The organism is Longimicrobium sp., from assembly GCA_036389135.1.
GTDB lineage: Bacteria > Gemmatimonadota > Gemmatimonadetes > Longimicrobiales > Longimicrobiaceae > Longimicrobium.
Genome location: DASVQP010000129.1, coordinates 53,964 through 72,391, shown reverse-complemented (window position 1 = coordinate 72,391; position 18,428 = coordinate 53,964). Strand labels below are relative to the sequence as shown.

General features: G+C 71.1%; 13 protein-coding genes and 1 tRNA gene. 1 reads left to right on the top strand and 13 read right to left on the bottom strand.

Annotated features, from left to right (window positions below; translation table 11 throughout):
• Nucleotides 1-90: 90 nt before the first annotated feature.
• From VF584_25700 to VF584_25640, 13 genes are all read right to left on the bottom strand, one after another.
• Nucleotides 91-1,008 (bottom strand): glycoside hydrolase family 16 protein, encoded by a 918-nt coding sequence (locus tag VF584_25700; GenBank protein HEX8213590.1) that lies wholly within the window; start codon nucleotides 1,006-1,008, stop codon nucleotides 91-93.
• On the bottom strand, nucleotides 1,005-2,426 hold the full coding sequence (locus VF584_25695) for a hypothetical protein (GenBank protein ID HEX8213589.1): 1,422 nt from the start codon (nucleotides 2,424-2,426) through the stop codon (nucleotides 1,005-1,007). The genes VF584_25700 and VF584_25695 overlap by 4 nt, the downstream gene beginning before the upstream one ends.
• On the bottom strand, nucleotides 2,426-3,256 hold the full coding sequence (locus VF584_25690) for a YaiO family outer membrane beta-barrel protein (protein HEX8213588.1): 831 nt from the start codon (nucleotides 3,254-3,256) through the stop codon (nucleotides 2,426-2,428). The genes VF584_25695 and VF584_25690 overlap by 1 nt, the downstream gene beginning before the upstream one ends.
• A 4-nt stretch (nucleotides 3,257-3,260) precedes the next feature.
• Nucleotides 3,261-4,703, bottom strand: coding sequence for a glycosyltransferase (locus tag VF584_25685; GenBank protein ID HEX8213587.1), 1,443 nt, complete (start codon nucleotides 4,701-4,703; stop codon nucleotides 3,261-3,263).
• Nucleotides 4,700-5,752, bottom strand: coding sequence for a HEAT repeat domain-containing protein (locus tag VF584_25680; GenBank protein HEX8213586.1), 1,053 nt, complete (start codon nucleotides 5,750-5,752; stop codon nucleotides 4,700-4,702). Before VF584_25680 ends, VF584_25685 begins: the two co-directional genes overlap by 4 nt.
• 1 nt (nucleotide 5,753) lies before the next feature.
• Nucleotides 5,754-8,177 carry a response regulator gene (locus VF584_25675; protein ID HEX8213585.1) on the bottom strand — a complete coding sequence of 808 codons (2,424 nt, stop codon included), beginning with the start codon at nucleotides 8,175-8,177 and terminating at the stop codon, nucleotides 5,754-5,756.
• The gene (locus tag VF584_25670) at nucleotides 8,165-8,542 is read right to left on the bottom strand and encodes a response regulator (GenBank protein HEX8213584.1); all 378 of its coding nucleotides are present in this window, start codon (nucleotides 8,540-8,542) and stop codon (nucleotides 8,165-8,167) included. Before VF584_25670 ends, VF584_25675 begins: the two co-directional genes overlap by 13 nt.
• Complete coding sequence (locus VF584_25665; GenBank protein HEX8213583.1) at nucleotides 8,514-11,510, bottom strand: ATP-binding protein; 2,997 nt, start codon at nucleotides 11,508-11,510, stop codon at nucleotides 8,514-8,516. The genes VF584_25670 and VF584_25665 overlap by 29 nt, the downstream gene beginning before the upstream one ends.
• 1,573 nt (nucleotides 11,511-13,083) lie before the next feature.
• On the bottom strand, nucleotides 13,084-14,160 hold the full coding sequence (locus VF584_25660) for a hypothetical protein (GenBank protein HEX8213582.1): 1,077 nt from the start codon (nucleotides 14,158-14,160) through the stop codon (nucleotides 13,084-13,086).
• 635 nt (nucleotides 14,161-14,795) lie between these two features.
• Nucleotides 14,796-14,868: transfer RNA gene (locus tag VF584_25655), tRNA-Ile, on the bottom strand.
• An 80-nt stretch (nucleotides 14,869-14,948) separates the two neighbouring features.
• Complete coding sequence (locus tag VF584_25650; protein HEX8213581.1) at nucleotides 14,949-16,415, bottom strand: S41 family peptidase; 1,467 nt, start codon at nucleotides 16,413-16,415, stop codon at nucleotides 14,949-14,951.
• Nucleotides 16,416-16,719: 304 nt separating this feature from the next.
• A complete protein-coding gene (locus VF584_25645; GenBank protein ID HEX8213580.1) occupies nucleotides 16,720-16,977 on the bottom strand; it encodes a hypothetical protein in 258 nt (85 codons plus the stop codon).
• A 63-nt stretch (nucleotides 16,978-17,040) separates the two neighbouring features.
• Nucleotides 17,041-17,259 carry a DUF433 domain-containing protein gene (locus tag VF584_25640; protein ID HEX8213579.1) on the bottom strand — a complete coding sequence of 73 codons (219 nt, stop codon included), beginning with the start codon at nucleotides 17,257-17,259 and terminating at the stop codon, nucleotides 17,041-17,043.
• A gap of 491 nt (nucleotides 17,260-17,750) precedes the next feature.
• Between VF584_25640 and VF584_25635 the strand changes: the two genes are divergently transcribed.
• Nucleotides 17,751-18,338, top strand: a complete 588-nt coding sequence (locus VF584_25635) for a hypothetical protein (protein HEX8213578.1) — start codon at nucleotides 17,751-17,753, stop codon at nucleotides 18,336-18,338.
• Nucleotides 18,339-18,428: the final 90 nt, after the last annotated feature.

Genomic DNA, 18,428 nt, shown 5'->3' with positions numbered 1-18,428 from the left:
CGCCCCCTCAGTACCGCATCCAGTCCACCTCCGCGTGCCCGGTGGCGGCGGGGAGCGGGGTGAGCCAGCGCGGCCACCAGGCGTTCACTATCAGGCGCATCGGGTGCGTGGGGAGGGCGCGGGTCCAGCGCTGGACCTCGGCGCCGTCGACAGGAAGGCGACGCGGTTGGGGTGGAAGTCGATGCGGTACTCGTGGAACCCCGCGGCGGGATCGAACGGGAGCGGGAACTCGGCGCGGTTCGTGATCTCGCCCGCCACCCAGGTCGCCAGGATGACGCGCGCGGGGGGGCCGTTCACGATTTCGATGTCGATCTCGTCGTTGCCTCCCGCGACGTCCTGGTAGAGGAAGAGCGCGGTGACGGTGCCAGGGACGGGCGCGCTGCGCATGCGCACCGCGTAGCTCCCGTGCAGGTGTCTCGTGCGCGTGCGAAGCTCCGCGCCACGATGCCCCTCCGATGAGACGGAGAGGCGCAGGCGGCCTCCACCGACTGTGACGTTGCTCGGGACAACGTGGCCGCGGCCGAGGGCGTGCCTGCCGCGCCTCCACTGCGCCGTGTCCAGGGCGGCGAAGTCGTCGTGGCGGCGGAAGACGGTAAAGGCCGCGTGGCGGTCCGCCGTGGCGAGGCGAACGGCGCCGGGCCGCTCGGGGGGCGAGCTCCAGACGGCCGCGACGACTCGGTGTGGACCGGTGGCTGCGTCGGCGGGCACACGCCAGACGCGCGCTACGGGGGCGGACTCCTCACCCGCCGCCAGCGCGACCGCGCGGCTGACGACGTCGTGCCAGCGGCCGACGGGGTCCTGGACGCTGTAGCCGATCCAGAAGGTGCCGGCGCGGGGGCCGTCGTTGCGCACGTGAACGCGGGCCGTGGCCTCGTCGCCGGTGAAGTGGGCGCCTGCGGGCGGATCGAAGGCGGTGATGCGGGCGGTGGATTGCGCGGCGGCGGCGCGGTCGTGGGCCACGGGGAGCGCGAGTGCGAGGAGGAGCGCGGCGAGCCCGCACGTCCTCATGGCGGCGGCACTCCGGGGTCGAGGCGCGCGTCGAGTGCGGGAAGGGCGGCGGCGAGCGAGGGGCCGTACAGGTACCAGGGCCCGCCCGCCGCGATCAGCGCGTCTAGCCGAGGGCCGGGCGCGGCGGAGTGCCACGCGAGGCCGGCGGAGCGCGCGACCTCCGCGTCCGCGCGCGCTTCGGGGGTGCCGGACGGGCCCAGGTAGACGATGCCGCGCACGCCACGCTGGTGCAGGTACGCGCCGAACTCGTTGGGCGCCGGACGCGGGCCGGCGGCGACGTTGGCGCCCAGCACCCGCGCCGCTCCGCCGCGCATCGGCTCGGCGTAGAGTGAGGGCGGGAGCGGGGGGAGGCCCGTGCGCCACGCCTGCACGAACGCCTCCGTCGCCGGCGAAACCGAGCGGAAGGCGTGCACCATCAGCGGGCGCTCCCTGGCGCGTGCGTGGCGCACCGCCGCCAACGCCTGCGCGGGATCGTACGGCAGGGCGCGGATGGGGGCGCTCTCCACGCGCATCGAGTACCGGCGCGCCAACTCCTGCTCCTTGCGGATCCAGACGGTGTCCTCGGGGTTGGCGGGGTCCAGCAGCGAGAGCACCTGCCGCACGGAGCCGGAGAGGACGTATCCCACCCACTCCTCGTCGGTGGGGTACGGCGCCACGTGCACCGAGTCGCCGAAGTGGTAGATGCCGCCCCGCTCGAACGCCGGGACGTCGGCGATGCGACGCGCGCCGTTCTCGGCCTCCGCCACGCGCAGCGGCACGTCGGAGTCGCGCAGGATGCGGCGGACCACGTTGACGCGGTCCTTCCCCAGGTAGCAGTGGACGTAGTAGCGCCCCCCATCGCTCTTTGCGAGCGCGCGCAGGCGCTGGACGGAGCTTTCGTTCTCGCTGATCCAGGGGAGCATGGGGGTGTGGATGAGCGGGATTCCCACGGCGCGCGCGGCGGCGTTCTCCTGCGCGATCAGCCGCGGCTCGAAGGGGACCACAGCGGGGTGCAGCAGCGAAATCACGCCGGTGAAGCCGCGCCGCTTAAGCTCCGCCAGCCGCTCCCGGTCCGGGTACGGGCCGAAGACGAAGCGCTCCCCTTCCCCGCCCGCCACCTCCTCGGCGCTGTTCACCAGGCGCGGGTTCATCCACAGGACGAGCGCCAGCCCCGCGAGCGCGGTGGTGGCCAGCGGCACCCCCCAGCGGCCGCGGCTCCCCGGCGCATCGGTGCGCCGCGCCAGCCGCCAGGCCAGGTACCCGGTCCCGGCCAGCAGCAGCACGATCACCGCGCGCACCAGCAGGTCCTCGGTCCGCTCCGCACCGCCGCGGGCGCGGAGCGCGGTCGTCATCCAGCGGACGGGTCCCAGCAGCGTCAGCGTCCCGGCGAAGAAGCCGATCGTCCCCCACAGATAGACGAAGCGGAGGAGCTTCAGCATCAGAAGCGCAGCTCCAGACCCAGGCCCCCGGTTAGCCGGTCGCGATCCAGCGTGCGCGTCAGCTCCTCGTATTCGTAGCCGGCAGACCAGCGCACCCCCAGCCCGCGCCCTACCGGCGTCTTGCCGTACGCCGCCACCCGCCGGGAACTCACGCGGTCCAGCTCGAACTCCTGCGTGCTCTCGTTGGGAGCGGTGCCGGCGCCCACCGTGAGCGTGGCGTACGAGTCCGCGCTGCTGAAGTAGCGGCGCGCCAGCAGCGTGCCGGAGTACGAGGTCCCGTCGTCGCGCGGGGTGACGTAGGGGCGCGCCGAGAAGTAATAGTTGCCCGCGTAGCGCCCCACCGAGCCCGTCAGGATCGTAACCGACTGCTCCGCGAACTCCAGCCGCCGCGCGCCAGCCGAGAGCTCGATGCCGCCCCCGGCGTTGGCGTACAGCTCCGCGCCCAACCGCAGCTCGGGAAAGATGTTCGAGGGCGACCAGCCGGCGTTCAGGTAGCCGTAGAAGCGCGGGGAGATGCGAGGGTAGGCGTCCACCTCGAACTGTTCACCCCGCTCCCCGAAGCGCTCGGCGACGGTGGCGCGGGCCACGAGCGTCACCGCGCGCGTCTTGCGCGACAGCTCGGCGGTGGCGGTGTGCCACGGCTCCGGCTCCGAGCCGCCGCCGAAGTAGGTGATTCCGTACTCCAGCGACGCACGGTTCACCGGGGCGCCCTCCTCCGCGGGCCGCGGAATGGCACATCCGGGGCCCGGCTCACACCCCGCCTCCTGCGCGCTCGCGGTTGCCGGCAGGAGCAGCGCCAGCGCCGCGAGGCTTGTGGTCCATCCCCTCATCGTGTCAGCTCCCCGTGCGCGTTTGCGTCTGCGCGTCGAACCCGCGCCTCTCCATGGCGCCCCAATCGCGCCGGCCCCGCAGGTACTTCACCATCCCCCTCAGCCGCCACACCACCGTGAGCTGGCGGTAGCCCACGTTCTCCAGCAGCGCCCACACCACGAGCAGAAAGCGGTCCATGAAGCGGTCGTAGCGGTGGAAGCTCACCTCCTCCAGCACCAGCGTGGCCACGGTGAGGAGCGCGCCTAGCCCGTACGCCACCAGGAAGAAGAGGGTGGCAAAGGGTACGTTGATCGCGCCGGTCAGCAGCCCCGCCGCCACCCCGATGATTCCGATCGCCTCCACCACCGGCGCCAGCAGCTCCACGAAGAAGAAGTACGGGTAGACGATCATCCCCATCCGTCCGTAGCGCGGGTTGAAGAGGACGCGCCGGTGCCGCCAGAGCACGTCGGACAGGCCGCGGTGCCAGCGGTCGCGCTGGCGGCCCAGCACCCGCAGCGTCTCGGGCGCCTCCGTCCACGCTACCGGGTCCGGGATGAACGCCACCTTGCTGGGCCCGCCCTGTTCGTACCCCAGGCGCCGCAGCCGCAGCACCAGCTCCATGTCTTCGCCCACCGTGTCGTGCACGTAGCCGCCGGAGGAGACCACCGCGTCGCGCCGGAAGAGGCCAAAGGCGCCGGAGATGATAAGGTTGCCGCCCATCCGGTTCCATCCCAGCCGCCCAAAGAGGAAAGCGCGCAGGTACTCCACCACCTGGAACCCCGGCACCGCCCTGCGCGGCGCTCGCGTGCGCACCACGCGCCCCGCGCGCACCGTCGAGTTGTTGACGATGCGGATGGTGCCCCCCGCCGCCACCACGTCCGTCTCCGTCAGGAAGGGGCGCACCATGCGCTGCAGCGAGTCGGGCTCGATCAGCGTGTCCGCGTCGATGGCGCACACCAGCGTGCCGGTGGAGATGTTGACGCCGGCGTTGAGGGCGTCGGCCTTGCCCCCGTTCTCCTTGTCCACCACCACCAGGTTGGGCCGGCTGCGCGACCGGTACAGACCCTTCACGGCCTTGCAGGGGATCACCCGCTCGTACACCGGGTGGATGGGGACGAGGTCGAAGTGCTCCCGCAGCACCTCCATCGTCGCGTCGCTGGAGCCGTCGTTGACCACCACCACTTCCAGCGAGGGGTAGCTCAGCGAAAGGAGCGAACGCAGGCTCTCCGCGATGGTGGCCTCCTCGTTGTACGCGGGGGCCAGCATGCTGATGGTGGGTGTGAGCGAGGAGCCCAGCACGCGCCAGAGGCTCTCCCCGCGCGAGAGGAGGACGTGCTCGCGCATCTCCAGCGCGGCGCTCGCCAGCAGGACGAGGTAGGTGGCGTTGACGGCCAGGAAGTACACCAGCACCGCCCACTCCAGCCGGACGAGCACGATCTCCGCCACGCCCGCGATGTCGGCGTTCACGCGGCCCCGGGGGCGGTGTCGGGAAGGTCCAGCACCTGGCGCGCCATGTCGGCCGCGAAGGGGTCTGTGTCCGCGCGGTAGCGGCCGAGGAGGAGCATGCCAGGGCTCCCCAGCCCGCGCAACGCCAGCCCCGCCGCGCGCCGCACGGGGAAGGCGGGGTCGCGCAGCAGCTTCGCCACGGCGGGGGCGGCGGGCCAGTGGCCGATTCGCCCCAGCGCAGCCGCCGCCGTCGCGCGTACCCGGGCGTCGGGATCGGCCAGGAGCCCGGCCAGCACGACGGCGCATTCCGGCGCCTGCACCGCGCCCACCACCGCGGCGGCCTGCGCGCGCACCTCGGGGTCGGGGTCGCCGCAGAGGCGCAGCGCGGGCTCCGCGAACTCGGGCTGCGCCAGCGCGGCCGCCACCTCCAGCGCGGGGGCCGCGGCGCAACCCGAGGAGCGCGCCAGGTGCTCCGCCAGCGGCTCCGCGGCGGCCAGCCCCACGCGCAGGATGGAGTCCTGCACGGCGAAGCGGCAGAGGGTGGCGGGGTCGGCCAGCATCTCCAGGAGCGCGCGGACGGCGGCGGGCGAGGGGTGGTCCCCCGCCCACTCGGCCGCCTGCGCGCGGACCGCCGGGTGCGAGTCGTGGAAGTGGGGGAGCACCGCCTCCGCCTCGTCGCCGCCAAACGCGGTAAGGAGGCGCAGGCCGCGCAGCCGCCGCCACCAGAACCGGCTGCGGCTCAGCCGGCGCGCGTGGTCCAGCAGCCCCAGCTCCCGCGCCAGCACGCCCACGCGCTCGCGCACGGAGCCGCCCAGGTTGCGGGTGAGCTCCACCAGCAGCTGGCTCTGGATGTTGGGGGGCAGGGCGCGCAGCCGGCGCACCGCCTGCGGCTCCAGCGCGGGCGCGGTGGCCACGCCCGCCATCACGGCCCGCCCCTCGGCCAGGCGCGCGGCGCGCCAGCGGCGGCGCAGCAGGAGCCACACCCCGTGCGCGGCGATGAACGCCAGCGCGGCCACGAAGAGCGCCGCCAGCACCCGCAGCGCCACGCGCAGCAGCTGCAGGTCGTCCATGCTATTCCGTCCCCAGCGCGCGCTGCACGCGCCGCATCAGCACCTGGATGCTGAACGGCTTGGCGACGTGGTCGGCGGCGCCCAGCTCCAGCGCCTTCACCACCTCCAGCTCGCCGGCGCGCACGGTGAGCATGATGATGTGCGTGCGCGCGGCCACGCCGTCCGCGGCCAGCGCGCGCAGCACGGTGAAGCCGTCGCGGCCGGGGAGGTCCACGTCCAGCAGGACGACGCGGGCGCGGAGGGCCGGGTTGCGGCCGCCCAGCAGCTCCAGCGCCTCGTCGCCGTCGGTGATGCGGCGCGTGGTGTGGCCGCGCGTCTCCAGCGCCTGGCGCAGCAGCTCGGCCAGGGCGGGGTCGTCGTCCACCACCGCCACGTCCACCACCTCGGCACGGGGCGCGTCGGCGCTCCACCCGGCGGGGAGCACCCGTCCCCCGCCCTGCTCCTGCGCGTGGAGGAGCGCATCGTCGGCGGCCGCGCGCAGGTCGGCCGGGGTGCGCCCGTCCGCCGGGTACTCCGCCACTCCGCCCGAGAGGGAGACGCGGATCGCCCCCCCGGGCGCGGGAACCTCCTCGTCCGCCACGCGCCGCACCACCCCCTCCAGCAGCTGCACGGCGGCGTCGCGGTCGGCGCCGTAGAGGGCGGCGGTGAGCTCCTCGGGGCCCGACTGCACCACCACGTCGCCCGGCTGGGCCGCATCGCGCAGCAGCGCCGCCACCCGGCGCACCACCGGCTCCCAGAGCGCGGTGCCGATCCGCGCGCGCAGCACCTCCGCGCTGTCCACCCGCAGCACGGCGAAGGCGGCGGGGGCGCGGGTGCGCCCCGCGATGGCCAGCACGCGCTCGCACTCCTCCGCCAGCCGCCGCCCCGTGCCGCTCCCCACGGAGCCGTCGGCCAGCGTGCGCTCCAGCCGCACTCGCTCCAGCCGGCTCTCCACGCGCGCCACGATCTCGGGGCCGGCGAAGGGCTTGCTGGCGTAGTCGTCCGCGCGCGCGTCGAAGATGCGCTTGACCGAGGCGTAGTCGGTGCGGGCGGTGAGAAAGAGGACGGGGAGGGCGCGCCACCGCGGGTCCGCGCGCACCACGCGGCACAGCTCAACGCCGCTCACGTGCGGCATGTCCTCGTCCACCATCAGCAGGTCGGGGCGCGCGCGCTCCAGCGTCTCCCAGAAGCGGAGCGGATCGGCCAGCGTGGTGACGGTGAGCCCGCGCGCCTCCAGCAGCGTGCGCAGCGAGGCGAGGATCTGCGGGTCGTCGTCCACCGCCAGCACGCGGCTCCCCGCCACGTCGGTCAGGCGCAGGGCGGCGGCCACCGCGTCCACCACCGCGCGGGGAGGCACGGGGCGGGAGAGGAAGGCGCGCGCCCCGCGCCGCGCGGCGCCGATGCGCTCCGCGAACCCGTCGCGCGCGGCGATCACCACCACGGGCCGGTCCGCGCCGTCCGCCGCCAGCTCGTCCAGCAGCCGGAGCCCCGCCTCGCCGGCCATCCCGAGCGAGAGGTCCGCCACCACCGCGTCCGGGGAGCGCTCGGCCAGCGCGCGGCGCACCCCGGTGGCGTCGGCCAGCCGCCACGCCGCGATCTGCCGCCCCTCCGCCTCCATGGCGACGCGCTCGCCCAGCTCCGCGTCGTCGGTCACCACCAGCAGCGTGGCGCGCCCCGCATCCGGAGCGGGCGCGGCGGGGGTGGCGGGGGGACGCTCCAGCTCGCGGCGCAGGGTGAGGACGAGCTCGCTCAGCCGCAACGCGTCCGCGGGCTCCAGCGGGCGCGCCCCCTCCATCATCAGCTCCACCGCCCTGGCCGCGCGCGACGCCTCCGCGAAGCCGAACGTCCCCACCCCGCCGGCCAGCTTGTGCGCCTCCCGCTCCGCCTCCCGGCGCGCCTCGGGGGTCAGCTCCCCCTCCAGCACCGCCACGACCGCCGCCTCCACCACCTCCACGCGCGCCAGCGTCGTCCCTCGGAAGCGCTCCCAGATGGCGGCCAGGGCGGAGCCCAGCTCCTCGCGCGTGGCGGCGGGGGCGGGTACGGGCTCGCGCGCGGGCATGTCCAGCAGCGAGGTGACCTCGCGCGCCACCTCCCGCGCGTCCAGCGGGTGGTAGAGCAGCCGGTGCACCCCCAGCTCGTCCACCAGCTGGTGCGCCACTCCCCCGCCCGCCTCGCGTCCCAGCGCGTACAGCACGGGGGGGAGGGGGGCGCCGCGCAGCCGGGCGTGGCGCAGCACCTCCATTGCGGGGGGCCCGGCGAGCGAATGGTCCAGCAGGAGGAGCGCCCACCGGCCGCGCTCCAACTCGTCCAGCACCTCGCGACCCGAATCCACGCGGCGCAGGCGCGCGGCGGGAAAGGCGCGGACGAGCGCCGCCACCACGGCCTCGGGAAAGCCGCCGATCAGCAAATCGGGCACGCCGCCCTCGCCACCCTTCAGGACGGCCACCCCAGCACCCGCGACACCTGCTCCGCCAGCCGCGCCGGATCGAAGGGCTTGGCGAGCACGCCGGCCGCCCCCATCTCCGCCAGCCGCCGCTGCTCCGCGGCCTGCGCCTTGGCCGTCAGAAAGACGACGGGCACGGCGGAGGTCACCGGGTTGGCCAGCAGCCGCGCGAGGGTGGCCGGGCCATCCATCCCCGGCATCATCACGTCCAGCAGGATGGCGTCCGGGGGATCGGCGGCGGCCATGGAGAGGGCACTTTCGCCCGAGGCCGCGGCGCGCACCTCCCACCCGGCCATCATCTCCAGCGTCATCTGCGCCACCTCACGGATGTCGTCCTCGTCATCCACGATCAGGATGCGTTTCGGCACTCGCGGAGCCCCCGGTGATGAGTTTGCCCAGCAGGGCTAGCGCACGCGACTCCACCTCCTCCAGCGGAGCGCGGCTCTTGGTAAGGAACTCGGTGCGGCCCAGCCGCAGCCGCTCGCGGTCGGCGTCGCCCAGGTCGCGCGCGGTGTAGACGAGCACGGGCACGTCGCTGAGCCGCCGGTCGCGCTGCAGCCGCTCCACCACCGCGAAGCCGTCCGCGTCCGGCAACCCCAGGTCCAGGATCAGGAGGCCGAAATCCACCTCCGCGGCCAGGCGCAGCGCCTCCGCGCCGGAGCGGGCGTGGATGCTGGTGATGCCGCTCCGCCGCAGCATCTCGCACAGGATGGAGGCGACCCCGTCGTCGTCCTCCACCACCAGGACGCCGAAGTGCTCCCGCGCGCCGGCGTTGTCCGCCGCGCCCGCCTGCGCTTCGCGGCTGCCGGCGATCCACCCCGCGATCGTGGCAATGTCCAGGCCTGTTTTTGACCCGTTCAGCGCGCCCATGATCACCACCGGGATCTCCCGCGCGCGCTCGTTGCGGCGCAGCGCCTCCACCGTCGCCTCGCCCTCCGCCGCCGGCTCGGTCGCGACCACCAGGATGGCCGCGGGGCGGAGCTCCTCCACCGCGCGCAACGCTTCGTCCGCGGAGCACGCGGTGGCGACGCGGTACCCCTCCCTCTCCAGCAGGCGGCTCGCCTCGCCGCCGGGCTCGGCCTCGCACACCAGCACCAGCGGCCTCATGTCCGGGCGGGGTGGCGGGGGCGCGGAAGCAAGCGAGCCCGCCATCGGCAGGGTGAAGGTGAAGGTGCTGCCGCGCCCCCACTCGCTCTCCGCCCACAGCCGCCCGCCGTGCTGCTCCACGATGCTCCGAGCGATGGGGAGCCCCAGCCCCGTGCCCCCCTTGTCGCGCGCATCGGACGAGTCCACCTGCTCGAAGCGCTCGAAGATCGCCTCCAGGCGGCCGGCGGGGATGCCGCGCCCTTCGTCGCTCACCCGCACCACTGCCTGCCCCTCGCGCGCCTGCACGCTGAGCCGCACGGTGGACTCGCGCGGCGAGTACTTGATGGCGTTCGACACCAGGTTGGTGACCACCTGCACCAGTCGGTCGGGGTCGGCGAAGACGGGCGCGGGCTCCGCCTCAACCACCAGCCGCACCCCCGCCTCGGAGGCCATCGCCCCCATCACCTCGGCCGCGTCGCGGACCAGCGTCCCGGCGTCCAGCGCGCGCCGCTCCATGGTGGCGGTGCCCGACTCGATCTTCTCGATGTCCAGCAGGTCGTTGATGAGCCGCACCAGCCGGTCGGTGTTCTGCGCGGCGATGGAGAGCATCCGCTGCCCGCGCTCCTCCAGCGCCCCCAGCTTGCCGCTGGCCAGCAGCCCCAGCGAGCCGCGGATGGCGGTGAGCGGCGTGCGCAGCTCGTGGCTTACGATGGAGAGGAACTCGTCCTTGAGCCGCTCCACCTCGCGCTGGCGGGTGATGTCGCGCGCCAGCGCCTGCGCCCCCGCCACCCGGTCGCCGTCCATCAGCAGGGTGTGGTTCTGCCCGATCCAGATCTCGCGCCCCTCGCGGGTGATGATGGGGAACTGGAAGTAGGTGGCGGGCACCCTCTCGCGCACCTGCGTGGCGTAGAACGCGCGCACCCCGGCGCGCCGGTCCCTGCGCACCAGCTGCATGGGGCGCATGCGGAGCAGCTCGTCGGCCGAGTAGCCGGTGGTGCGCACCAGCACGGGGTTCACGTAGGTGAACAGGCCGCGCCGGTCCACGGTGTAGATCAGGTCGCTGGCGGTCTCCACCAGGCCGCGGTAGCGCTCCTCGCGCTCGCGCAGCGCCTCGCGCGCCCGCATCCGCTCGATCTCGCCGCCGATCCACTGCGCGAACACCCGCAGCAGGTCCTCGTCCTCCGGCCTGAACGGGCCCGGGCGCGGCCGCGGGTCCAGGAAGCAGAGCGCGCCGTACATCTCGCCCCCCACGTACACGGGGCCGCCGATGTACGCCTCCATCCCGAAGCGCCCGTAGCAGGGTCGCTCCCTCCACTCGGAGGCGCTCGCGTTCGCCACCGACGCGGTGCTCCGGGACCCGAGTGGGATCGAGCAGTATGTCTCCGCCAGGGGAAAGACGTCGCCGCTGGCGATGGCGAACTCGGGCGGATCCGCGGCCACCACCTCGTACTGCTCGCCGCGCACGCGTGCGAGCACGGCGCCGGCCAGGCCGAAGTGCTCGCGCCCCAGCCGCAGCACCCTCTGCACGCGCTCGCGCTCTTCAAGCGTGCCGCTTGAGGTGACCTCGTACAGCGAGCGCAGCCCTCGCGCGCTTCGCGCCAGCGCCGCCTCGGCCAACGTGCGCGCCGCCAGGTCGCCATGGATGCGGCGGCGCGCCAGCCACACGGTCACGAAGGCCAGCAAGCTCCCCATCACGATGGTCCACGTGGCGGCGCGGGCGCTGCGCCTCGCCATCTCCTGCCCGGCGGCGAGCTCGCGCTCCTCCTCCGCGGCCAGCGCGTCCGCCGCGCGCCGTGCCTCCTCCATCAGCTCGCGCCCCGTCCCGCGGCGCACCACCGCCGCCGCCCCCGCCATGTCTCCCCGGCGGGCGAGCGCGACGGTGCTGTCCATGATGGCCAGCTTGCGGGTGACCGTCTGCCTGAACGCCGCCAGCGGGCGGCGCGGACCCGGGTCCAGGACGAGCGAGTCCAGGGTGGCCAGGTGGAGATGCACGGCGCGGGTGGACGGGACGTACGGGCGCAGGAACACCTCCTGCCCGGTGAGCAGGTAGCCGCGCTGGCTCGTCTCCGCCTGGCTGAGGGCGAAGAGCGCCGCCTCGCGCGTGCGGAGGATCTCCCCCGTCCGCTGCAGCTCGCGCTGGTCGTGGCGGAAGCGCGCCAGGCTCCACAGCGACATCACCCCCACCACCAGCAGCGCGAGGAGGGCACCGGCGAAGCCGAGGTCCAGCTTGGTGCGGGTCGTCAGGCTCATGGTGCGTCATCGTGCGCATAACACGGGCCCGTGCGGCCGGTCGCGGCTCCTGGCGGAAACGGCGGGCTCGCGCGGAGGGAACTGCAACCGCAGGCTCACACAGAGACACAGAGGTAGACGGAAAGGGCTCCGCGTTTTCCTCTGTGTCTCGTGTTTGTCCTTTGCTCTAAATGCGAAGTAGATTTATCACAACTGTTCAGTTGGTGTGATCTATGTCGCTAAGTGCCGCTGAAGAGCGCACCTTCGAAGCCGCTCCCAGCAGCCGCACGGAGCGCCCCACCTCCGTCGCGCGCCACCACACCACCCTGGGACGCTTGGGATCGGCGCGGCGCTCGGCCAGCCCTTTGCCGGCCCGCCAGCGCAGGTCCGTCTCGTTACGCGCGGCATCACTCCCACCCCGTCATCGTCTTCCACTCTAACAGACGCACCGCCCTGCCCGCTCCAGTGGCACGCCAGTAGACCACCCCCGCCCGGTCCGGGTCGTTTCGGCGCTCCGCGAAGCCCCACAGGATGAGCCAGTGAAGGTCCGTACCGTCGCCGCGATGTGCGGTTTACGCTCGCGACGTTGCGTGAAGTTGTGCAGGTCCACGCGTGCGCCTAGTTCGCGCCCGCTCACCCAGCCGCGCCCGCCGAACCGTTCCGGCACGGCCGGGTCGTCGTAGGCTTCGCGCAGCAGCCGGAGCGCGCCGCGCTGGCGGCTGGGAGCGTACACCGCCCCACCGGTGTCATCCGTGCGCGGCCAGGGAGCGGGCTTGTGCTCCTTTGGCGAGCCTCGCCCGTCACGGCTAGGCCGCGCTCAGTTATCCGATACACCCACACCGGCCGCTTTTGCCCGGGGGCGCGCACATTGGCTAGTGTGCCATATTGAGTGCAGAGGCGACATGACCCGGCAGCCGGGTGAACACGCGAACGCCCACCTTCCGCGCGAGGAAAAGTGGGCGTCGTACTGCCGCCACAGGTATCCGGGCCCGATGGCCCCGCCCCGTAGCGTGTGTACCTTAGTTTGTGGCCTGAGCGTACCACTCGCCCGCGACCCACCTTCCATCTTTTCGCGTGAGACGAATAACACTCGCCTGCCAAGCAGACGGATGAAGCTTGTCAGTGGACATGTACCGGATGGAAGCGAGTACCTGCGCTACGTCGTTGCATATCCAAGGTTCGCTAATTGTGACGATAGCGGAGAACTCTCGCTGCGCACACTGCCCTGACCCAGCGGAAGGGCCGCAAGGAACCCAGCGAATCGGCCTTCTCGCCACGAGGTTCGCACTATCTAACATGATGCGCACTCGCTGAGGCGAAAACACCGAATCGCTAACGTCACCCACCCACTTCAGAGCCACAGAGTCGGGCCAGTTTCGGGGTGCGATGCCCCGGTCAGTGCGCAGCACGCGCGGATCGAAGGCAATTGGTCCCTGGACGACCGCATCACGGTTCGTCCGGAGCATGTCGTACACGCTCACGAGTGTGGCTGAAACCACAGCCGCCGAGTTGTCGCGTTGCGCCAGGCAGTTGGAGGCTCCTACGAGCCCGACTGCCTGAATTAGCACCGCGAAGCTGATGTACAATGGGATTCTCATGTCCCCACCGGGTACCCGCACTCTGCCATCGTTGCGTCCCACCGATCGTGGTGCGTGCCCGATCGGTCCCAATACCCCTGGTAGTAGCTCCAGTACGCATGGGCCGCTTCGTGGACGAGCACCTTCACGAGCTGATCCCAGTCTCGAACGATCGTCGGATTGCCCTCAGCGTCATTCTTCCAGAGCCCCTCGTATACGTAAATTACGCCATCGGCGTGGTACCCCAAGTCTTTCCGTCCCGGTCCTTGCAGGTGCGCGGGCTGCTCTGTAAAGACCTTCATGTAAGGCAACCGTTCCCGGAGCACAGCCTGCATGGACTCACACCGCACCTTCCCGATTGCTTCGTTGATCGTCTCTTGCTGCTTGACCAGTGCATCTTTCTCGCCACATTGCGGACAGCTACCCTCGGTTTCTTCGTCAGTCCCGATGTACGGCGCTCCCGAGTCTGATCCGCCGTCGCCGCCCGTGTCGCCCCCTCCACCCCATCCGTCCCCTCCAGTCCCTCCAGTGCCTCCGCTGGGCCGCGGAGGCGGCGGCGGTTCGCAGTTGCTGCACGGGTCCGTCGGGGGCGGCGTCACGACGAGCGGGTCCAGCGTACACACCCCATCCCCTACGCAGCCCTGGACGTTCACCATCTCCTCGCGCGCTTTGAACTGCGCCACACTACCATCCGCTTCGACGCCGAGCCAGCGGTCTACCTGTCGCAGCGCCGGTTCCGTGTACGGCACCGTGCAGTCCACGGATACGAGGAGGGTACCGTCCGTAGCCTTACGCCGGTACATGTACTGCACGGTCCGGCCACGCGCGTCGAGGTCGCCACGTGAGAAGTAGAAGGCGACCTGCCGCGTCTGCCACCCGTTCGGCGCACTCAGCGCGCGGTTGCCGACGGTGCAGAGGAACGACACCTGACCCAAATGCCGCCCATTCAGTTGTGCAGTGGTCACGCCGCGTCCCGGCACCGGTGGGCTGCTGGTCGGCACGTCCTGACAGGCTGTTCCGAACAGCGTCAGAGCGACGATGGAGACGCGCCGCAAGCTGAGAGCATGGCGCAGGGGGTTGTTAACGACTTGCATCAAGTGACTCCTTCCATGAAGGTGTAGATGTAGGCTCTTGGACGCGTTCGGCACAACGCAGGAAGTCCCAAATGGGCGTGACCTCCGCTACGCACGAACGATACCGTTTGCGCCATTCATGGCAGATTCTCAGCAAGATTGGCACTACAAGTGTTTAGAGCCTATCCACCCTTGTGGACGGCGCGCTGGGACATTGATGCACGTTGGTGCATCAGCGCCAAACCAGTGCGCAACATGCCCCCGATCTTCGCATTGGGCACTCATGCGTCCCCTGTGCGGTCGGTTAGTCGCCAGAATGGGCGGTACGCCAGCGTCTTGTGCACATGCTCCCCGCCCAAATTATCGGCCGTCAAGGTAGGCGACGGTGCGGACCAGCCGGAGCACGCGTACCGCTTCACGTGACTTCGACATAGTCCACAGCACGGCTTCGCCGGCGCCTCTCTCCCCTAAAATTGGGTGACGTGCTCCAGCGGGAGCGCGCCCGTTCAACTCGCCGCGCTCCAATTGTCTCTCATCAGTGAAGCGGGCCAGGGAGGACACATTCAGAATGCCCCGCCCATGGAGCCGGACACGCAGGGAGCCGCAAGCGGAAGCAAACCGCCTGCGGCTCCTAACATAGGAACCGCAGGCGGCGATGGGCCCGGTAGGATTCGAACCTACGACCAAAGGATTATGAGTCCCCTGCTCTAACCGCTGAGCTACGGGCCCGCAAGGCCGAGAATATACAACGGGAGCAGCGTGGATTTCAACGCTGCTCCCGTTGGCGCTTCACCTGGCGGGGATTCCTCTTAGCGCACCGGCGCGGGAATCCGCAACGTATCCAGCACGGCGACCACCCGCTTCGCCCGCTGGTACGGGTTGTCCACCGCGTGCCAGGGGACGAGCACGTGCGGCGTCACTCCTTCCACCTCGTTCGTGCCGTCTGCGCGGTAGCGCACGCAGTCGGGCATGCGCACGACTGCCCCGGAACGCGCCAGCACCGTGCGGATGCCGCCGTTCGTGTAGCCGCATCCGGTGCCGTCGGTCGGGTGGCCCACGATCGTCGCCGCGCCGTTGTCCGCCAGCATGGCGGTGAAGTACTCCGCGGAAGACGAGGTGCCCCGGTCCACGAGAACCGCGAGAGGACCCGCGTAGACGCCCTCGCGATATGCGTAAAGGCTGGGCGAGAAGAGGTACCGGTGCGCGGGCGATGCCGGGCCGAGCTCCCCCGGCGCGGCGTACGGGAGCGCGCCGGAGGCGAACACCCCGGCGGTGGCGGTGAGCGAGCAGCCGACGCTCCGCCCCTCCCAGAGCGGCGCGAGGTCGCAGCGGCGGCCCGCCTCCTCCTCCGCGCGCCGGAATGCCGCGACGGCGGCGTCGATCCGCCCGCGCAACGCCGCATCCGCACCGCGCCTTGCGCCCATCAGCACTTCGACGCGCCGCGCGAACTCCCGCGTCCAGTGCGGGTGCCGTACGAAGCCCTGCGCAGGCGTCGCCAGGCGCACGGGGGTGAGGGTGCGGGCGGCCGGCTGCACCCAGTTCGTCCCACCGCCGTTGCCGGTGATGTCCACCAGCAGCAGCTCCGTGCGCTCGCGGCCCAGCAGCTCAAGTTGGCGGACGAGTGCCGCGGTCAGGAGGTTGCCGGCGGCCGCTTCCACCCGTACCTCGCACGCCTCGTCACAAGGGGAAGATGCGGTGAGGCCGAGCTCCCGCGCCACCTCGTCGCAGAGCTGCGGGAATGCGTACTGGCTGAAGAGCCCGATCCGCAGCACGCCGATCCTGCACCCGGAAGGCGTCTCCAACACGCCGGCGGGGAAGAACACCGAATCCGCGCTCTGTATGGCGGTGAAGCGCGCGGCGCGGTGAAAGGGGAGCCCGGCGCGAGGCGACCCGCCGAAGCCCAACCGGGTGCACAGCGGCGCCTCGCCGCGGCCCGCCGCTCCGTTCGCCGCGGACGGCCAGGAGACGTAAAGATGTCCGTCGCCGAACGCGCGCAGAAAGGCCTCCATGACCGCTCGCGCTTCGGGGACGGTGCGGGCGCTCGCCAGCTGCCGCTCCGTCTGCGAGGTGAGCGCCGGCAGGTCGAGGCCGCGCGCCCCCACCGCCCACTGCAGGTTCGCGTAGTGGGCCGTCATCTCGGCACGCAGCTGCGTGAGATCAGCCAGCCACGCCGCGGAGTCGGGCTGTTGTGCGTGCGACGCGCGCGGGGCGCAAACAGCCGCGAGCGCCGCGCACATGATCGCCACGCGCAACTGGCCCACGAACCAGGTGGTCATCGTGCCGCGCTCCCATAGTTGCAGTGATGCGCCGCCGCGACGGCGCCGAGCAGGTCCCATCATCGGCCCAGGCTCGTGCTGAAAAATCAGCACATCAGCATTATTCAGCAAGAACGCTCCACAGTCAAGGGGATCACCCCGGCTGAGCGCTCCGGCTGATCCGGGCCAGAGGATTATAAGTTCCCTGTTCTAACCGCTGAGCTACGCGCATGGCGGCGCGCCGCCGGAGCCTCGTCGAGGCCGGGGCAGATGTAGCACTGCTCGTTAGTCAGAAGCGACGCCACCTGTGCGGTCACTCGTGCATTCAGGGGATGGCAACTTCTGTGTACATCCCCGGAGACGCCGAGTGAATTGCAGTCACAACCACCTCGGCTGCAGCCCTGATCCGCGGCCAACTCGTCGTCCCGAGCACGACGACCGCGATGGACCGCGACGCGAGGTTCTGCTGGTATTTCAGGTTTTTGTCAGTGGTCACAAGAAGCCCGAAGCCGTGTGCCTCGGCCGCCGCCAGAAGTTCGCCGTTCTTGAGGGTCGACCATCCGCACTCATACGCGGTCGACACCTCGTGCTCCACGAGCAGTTGCCGCAGCGGCACCGGCGTCCCCTGATCAAACAGAACGCGCACTTACGCCGCGAGCGCGCTTTGAGCGACGTGCTCCAGTGCGCTCCGCACCTGATCCAGGGTCACGCCGGGAAAGAGTTGCACGAACTCATCGACGGCAACGCCGTCTTCTAGATTCTCGAACAGCGCCGCCACGGGCACGCGCGTGCCTCGAAACACCCAGGCTCCGCTTACCCGCTCGGGATCGCTCTCAACCGCGGCACAGGCAGACCAGTTCATCATCGCGGGAATCCTGCTCTGTAGCTTGTGAGGTCAGGCGAGATCACCGGATCACGAAGAATCCTGGACCACCTCCTTCCACCCTGCCCGCTTCCTAACGCCAGGCTGCGGACGCGCACAATCGTGGAACGCGAGAATATACAACAGGTGCCGCGCGAAGTTCAACGCGGCTACCGTACTTGTTTCGTGCCGAACAGCCCCCACGCCGGCGTCGCGCCAAAGCCCTGATGGAGGTGCAGCGGGGCCTCACCTGGTGCGCAACTCTGCGAGTTACGTTATGCCGGAACGCTGCCCCCGGCAGTCCGAAGTGCGCGCCGCGAAAGAGTGCAGGCACTCGCCCGACGCTCTCCTCACGACAAACATTGACAGACAACGAATCCGCCTTACAATCTGCTGACGCCTTACTTGTGACCGGCAGCGGACAAGACCTTCGACGCGGCTTCGCTCCGGCTCATGACGCTCCGCGCACGTGACTCGATCCCAAAGGGGGTTCTTTGAGTTCGCCGGATTCGAATCTGAAGGAGATTGCGCGCGGGTTCATTGACGCACTCGACGACGGACGTTGGGGAGATGCCGCGGCACTGGTGGCACCATCCACGGTGGATGCATTCAGGGAAGGATGGCTGGCGTGGCTTCGCTATGAGGACTCGCGGCCGACCGCCTTGCCCGGCCCTCCCATGGAAACGTTCTTCGCGAGCCCGCTCAGCCTGCTCAACCTTCGATCCGCGAGCGAGGCGGAGCGGCTGAACCCCGCCGATCTGCTCGCGCGCTACATCGAGCGAATGCAGCCGGGAAACTTCCCGATCGCGGCTGGACCGGAATCTGGCCCCTTGTTGCGAGTGGTCAGGACGCTAGTCGGAGTCACGCGGACCGGAGAGGGAAAGGCGGTGGCGGAGTATCGGGTCACGTGGGTTGCCGTGGGCCATTCTGAACCCTGGCCGGGCGGCGTACATCGGATGCACCTCGCGATGACTCCGGACGGATGGCGTGTGACGGACGCTGACGTGGGCGGACACGGAACCGGGCACCTCGATCCCCGGATGCGCGTTGATTCTTCTGGCGAGCCGCTCGATCAGGGCTGAACGTTTTGGCGGGAGGGAGCACCGGAGACGACTGCTCTGAGCCACTGGCGGTCTGGATGTAAGGCCGCTTGGATATACAACGGGAGCCGC

What these genes read in the sequence shown, in the direction of transcription:
- VF584_25680 (HEX8213586.1), bottom strand. Translation starts at nt 5,752, where the DNA reads ATGGACGACCTGCAGCTGCTGCGCGTGGCGCTGCGGGTGCTGGCGGCG.
- VF584_25660 (HEX8213582.1), bottom strand. Translation starts at nt 14,160, where the DNA reads ATGCAAGTCGTTAACAACCCCCTGCGCCATGCTCTCAGCTTGCGGCGC.
- VF584_25665 (HEX8213583.1), bottom strand. Translation starts at nt 11,510, where the DNA reads ATGAGCCTGACGACCCGCACCAAGCTGGACCTCGGCTTCGCCGGTGCC.
- VF584_25695 (HEX8213589.1), bottom strand. Translation starts at nt 2,426, where the DNA reads ATGCTGAAGCTCCTCCGCTTCGTCTATCTGTGGGGGACGATCGGCTTC.
- VF584_25640 (HEX8213579.1), bottom strand. Translation starts at nt 17,259, where the DNA reads ATGATGAACTGGTCTGCCTGTGCCGCGGTTGAGAGCGATCCCGAGCGG.
- VF584_25690 (HEX8213588.1), bottom strand. Translation starts at nt 3,256, where the DNA reads ATGAGGGGATGGACCACAAGCCTCGCGGCGCTGGCGCTGCTCCTGCCG.
- VF584_25700 (HEX8213590.1), bottom strand. Translation starts at nt 1,008, where the DNA reads ATGAGGACGTGCGGGCTCGCCGCGCTCCTCCTCGCACTCGCGCTCCCC.
- VF584_25650 (HEX8213581.1), bottom strand. Translation starts at nt 16,415, where the DNA reads ATGACCACCTGGTTCGTGGGCCAGTTGCGCGTGGCGATCATGTGCGCG.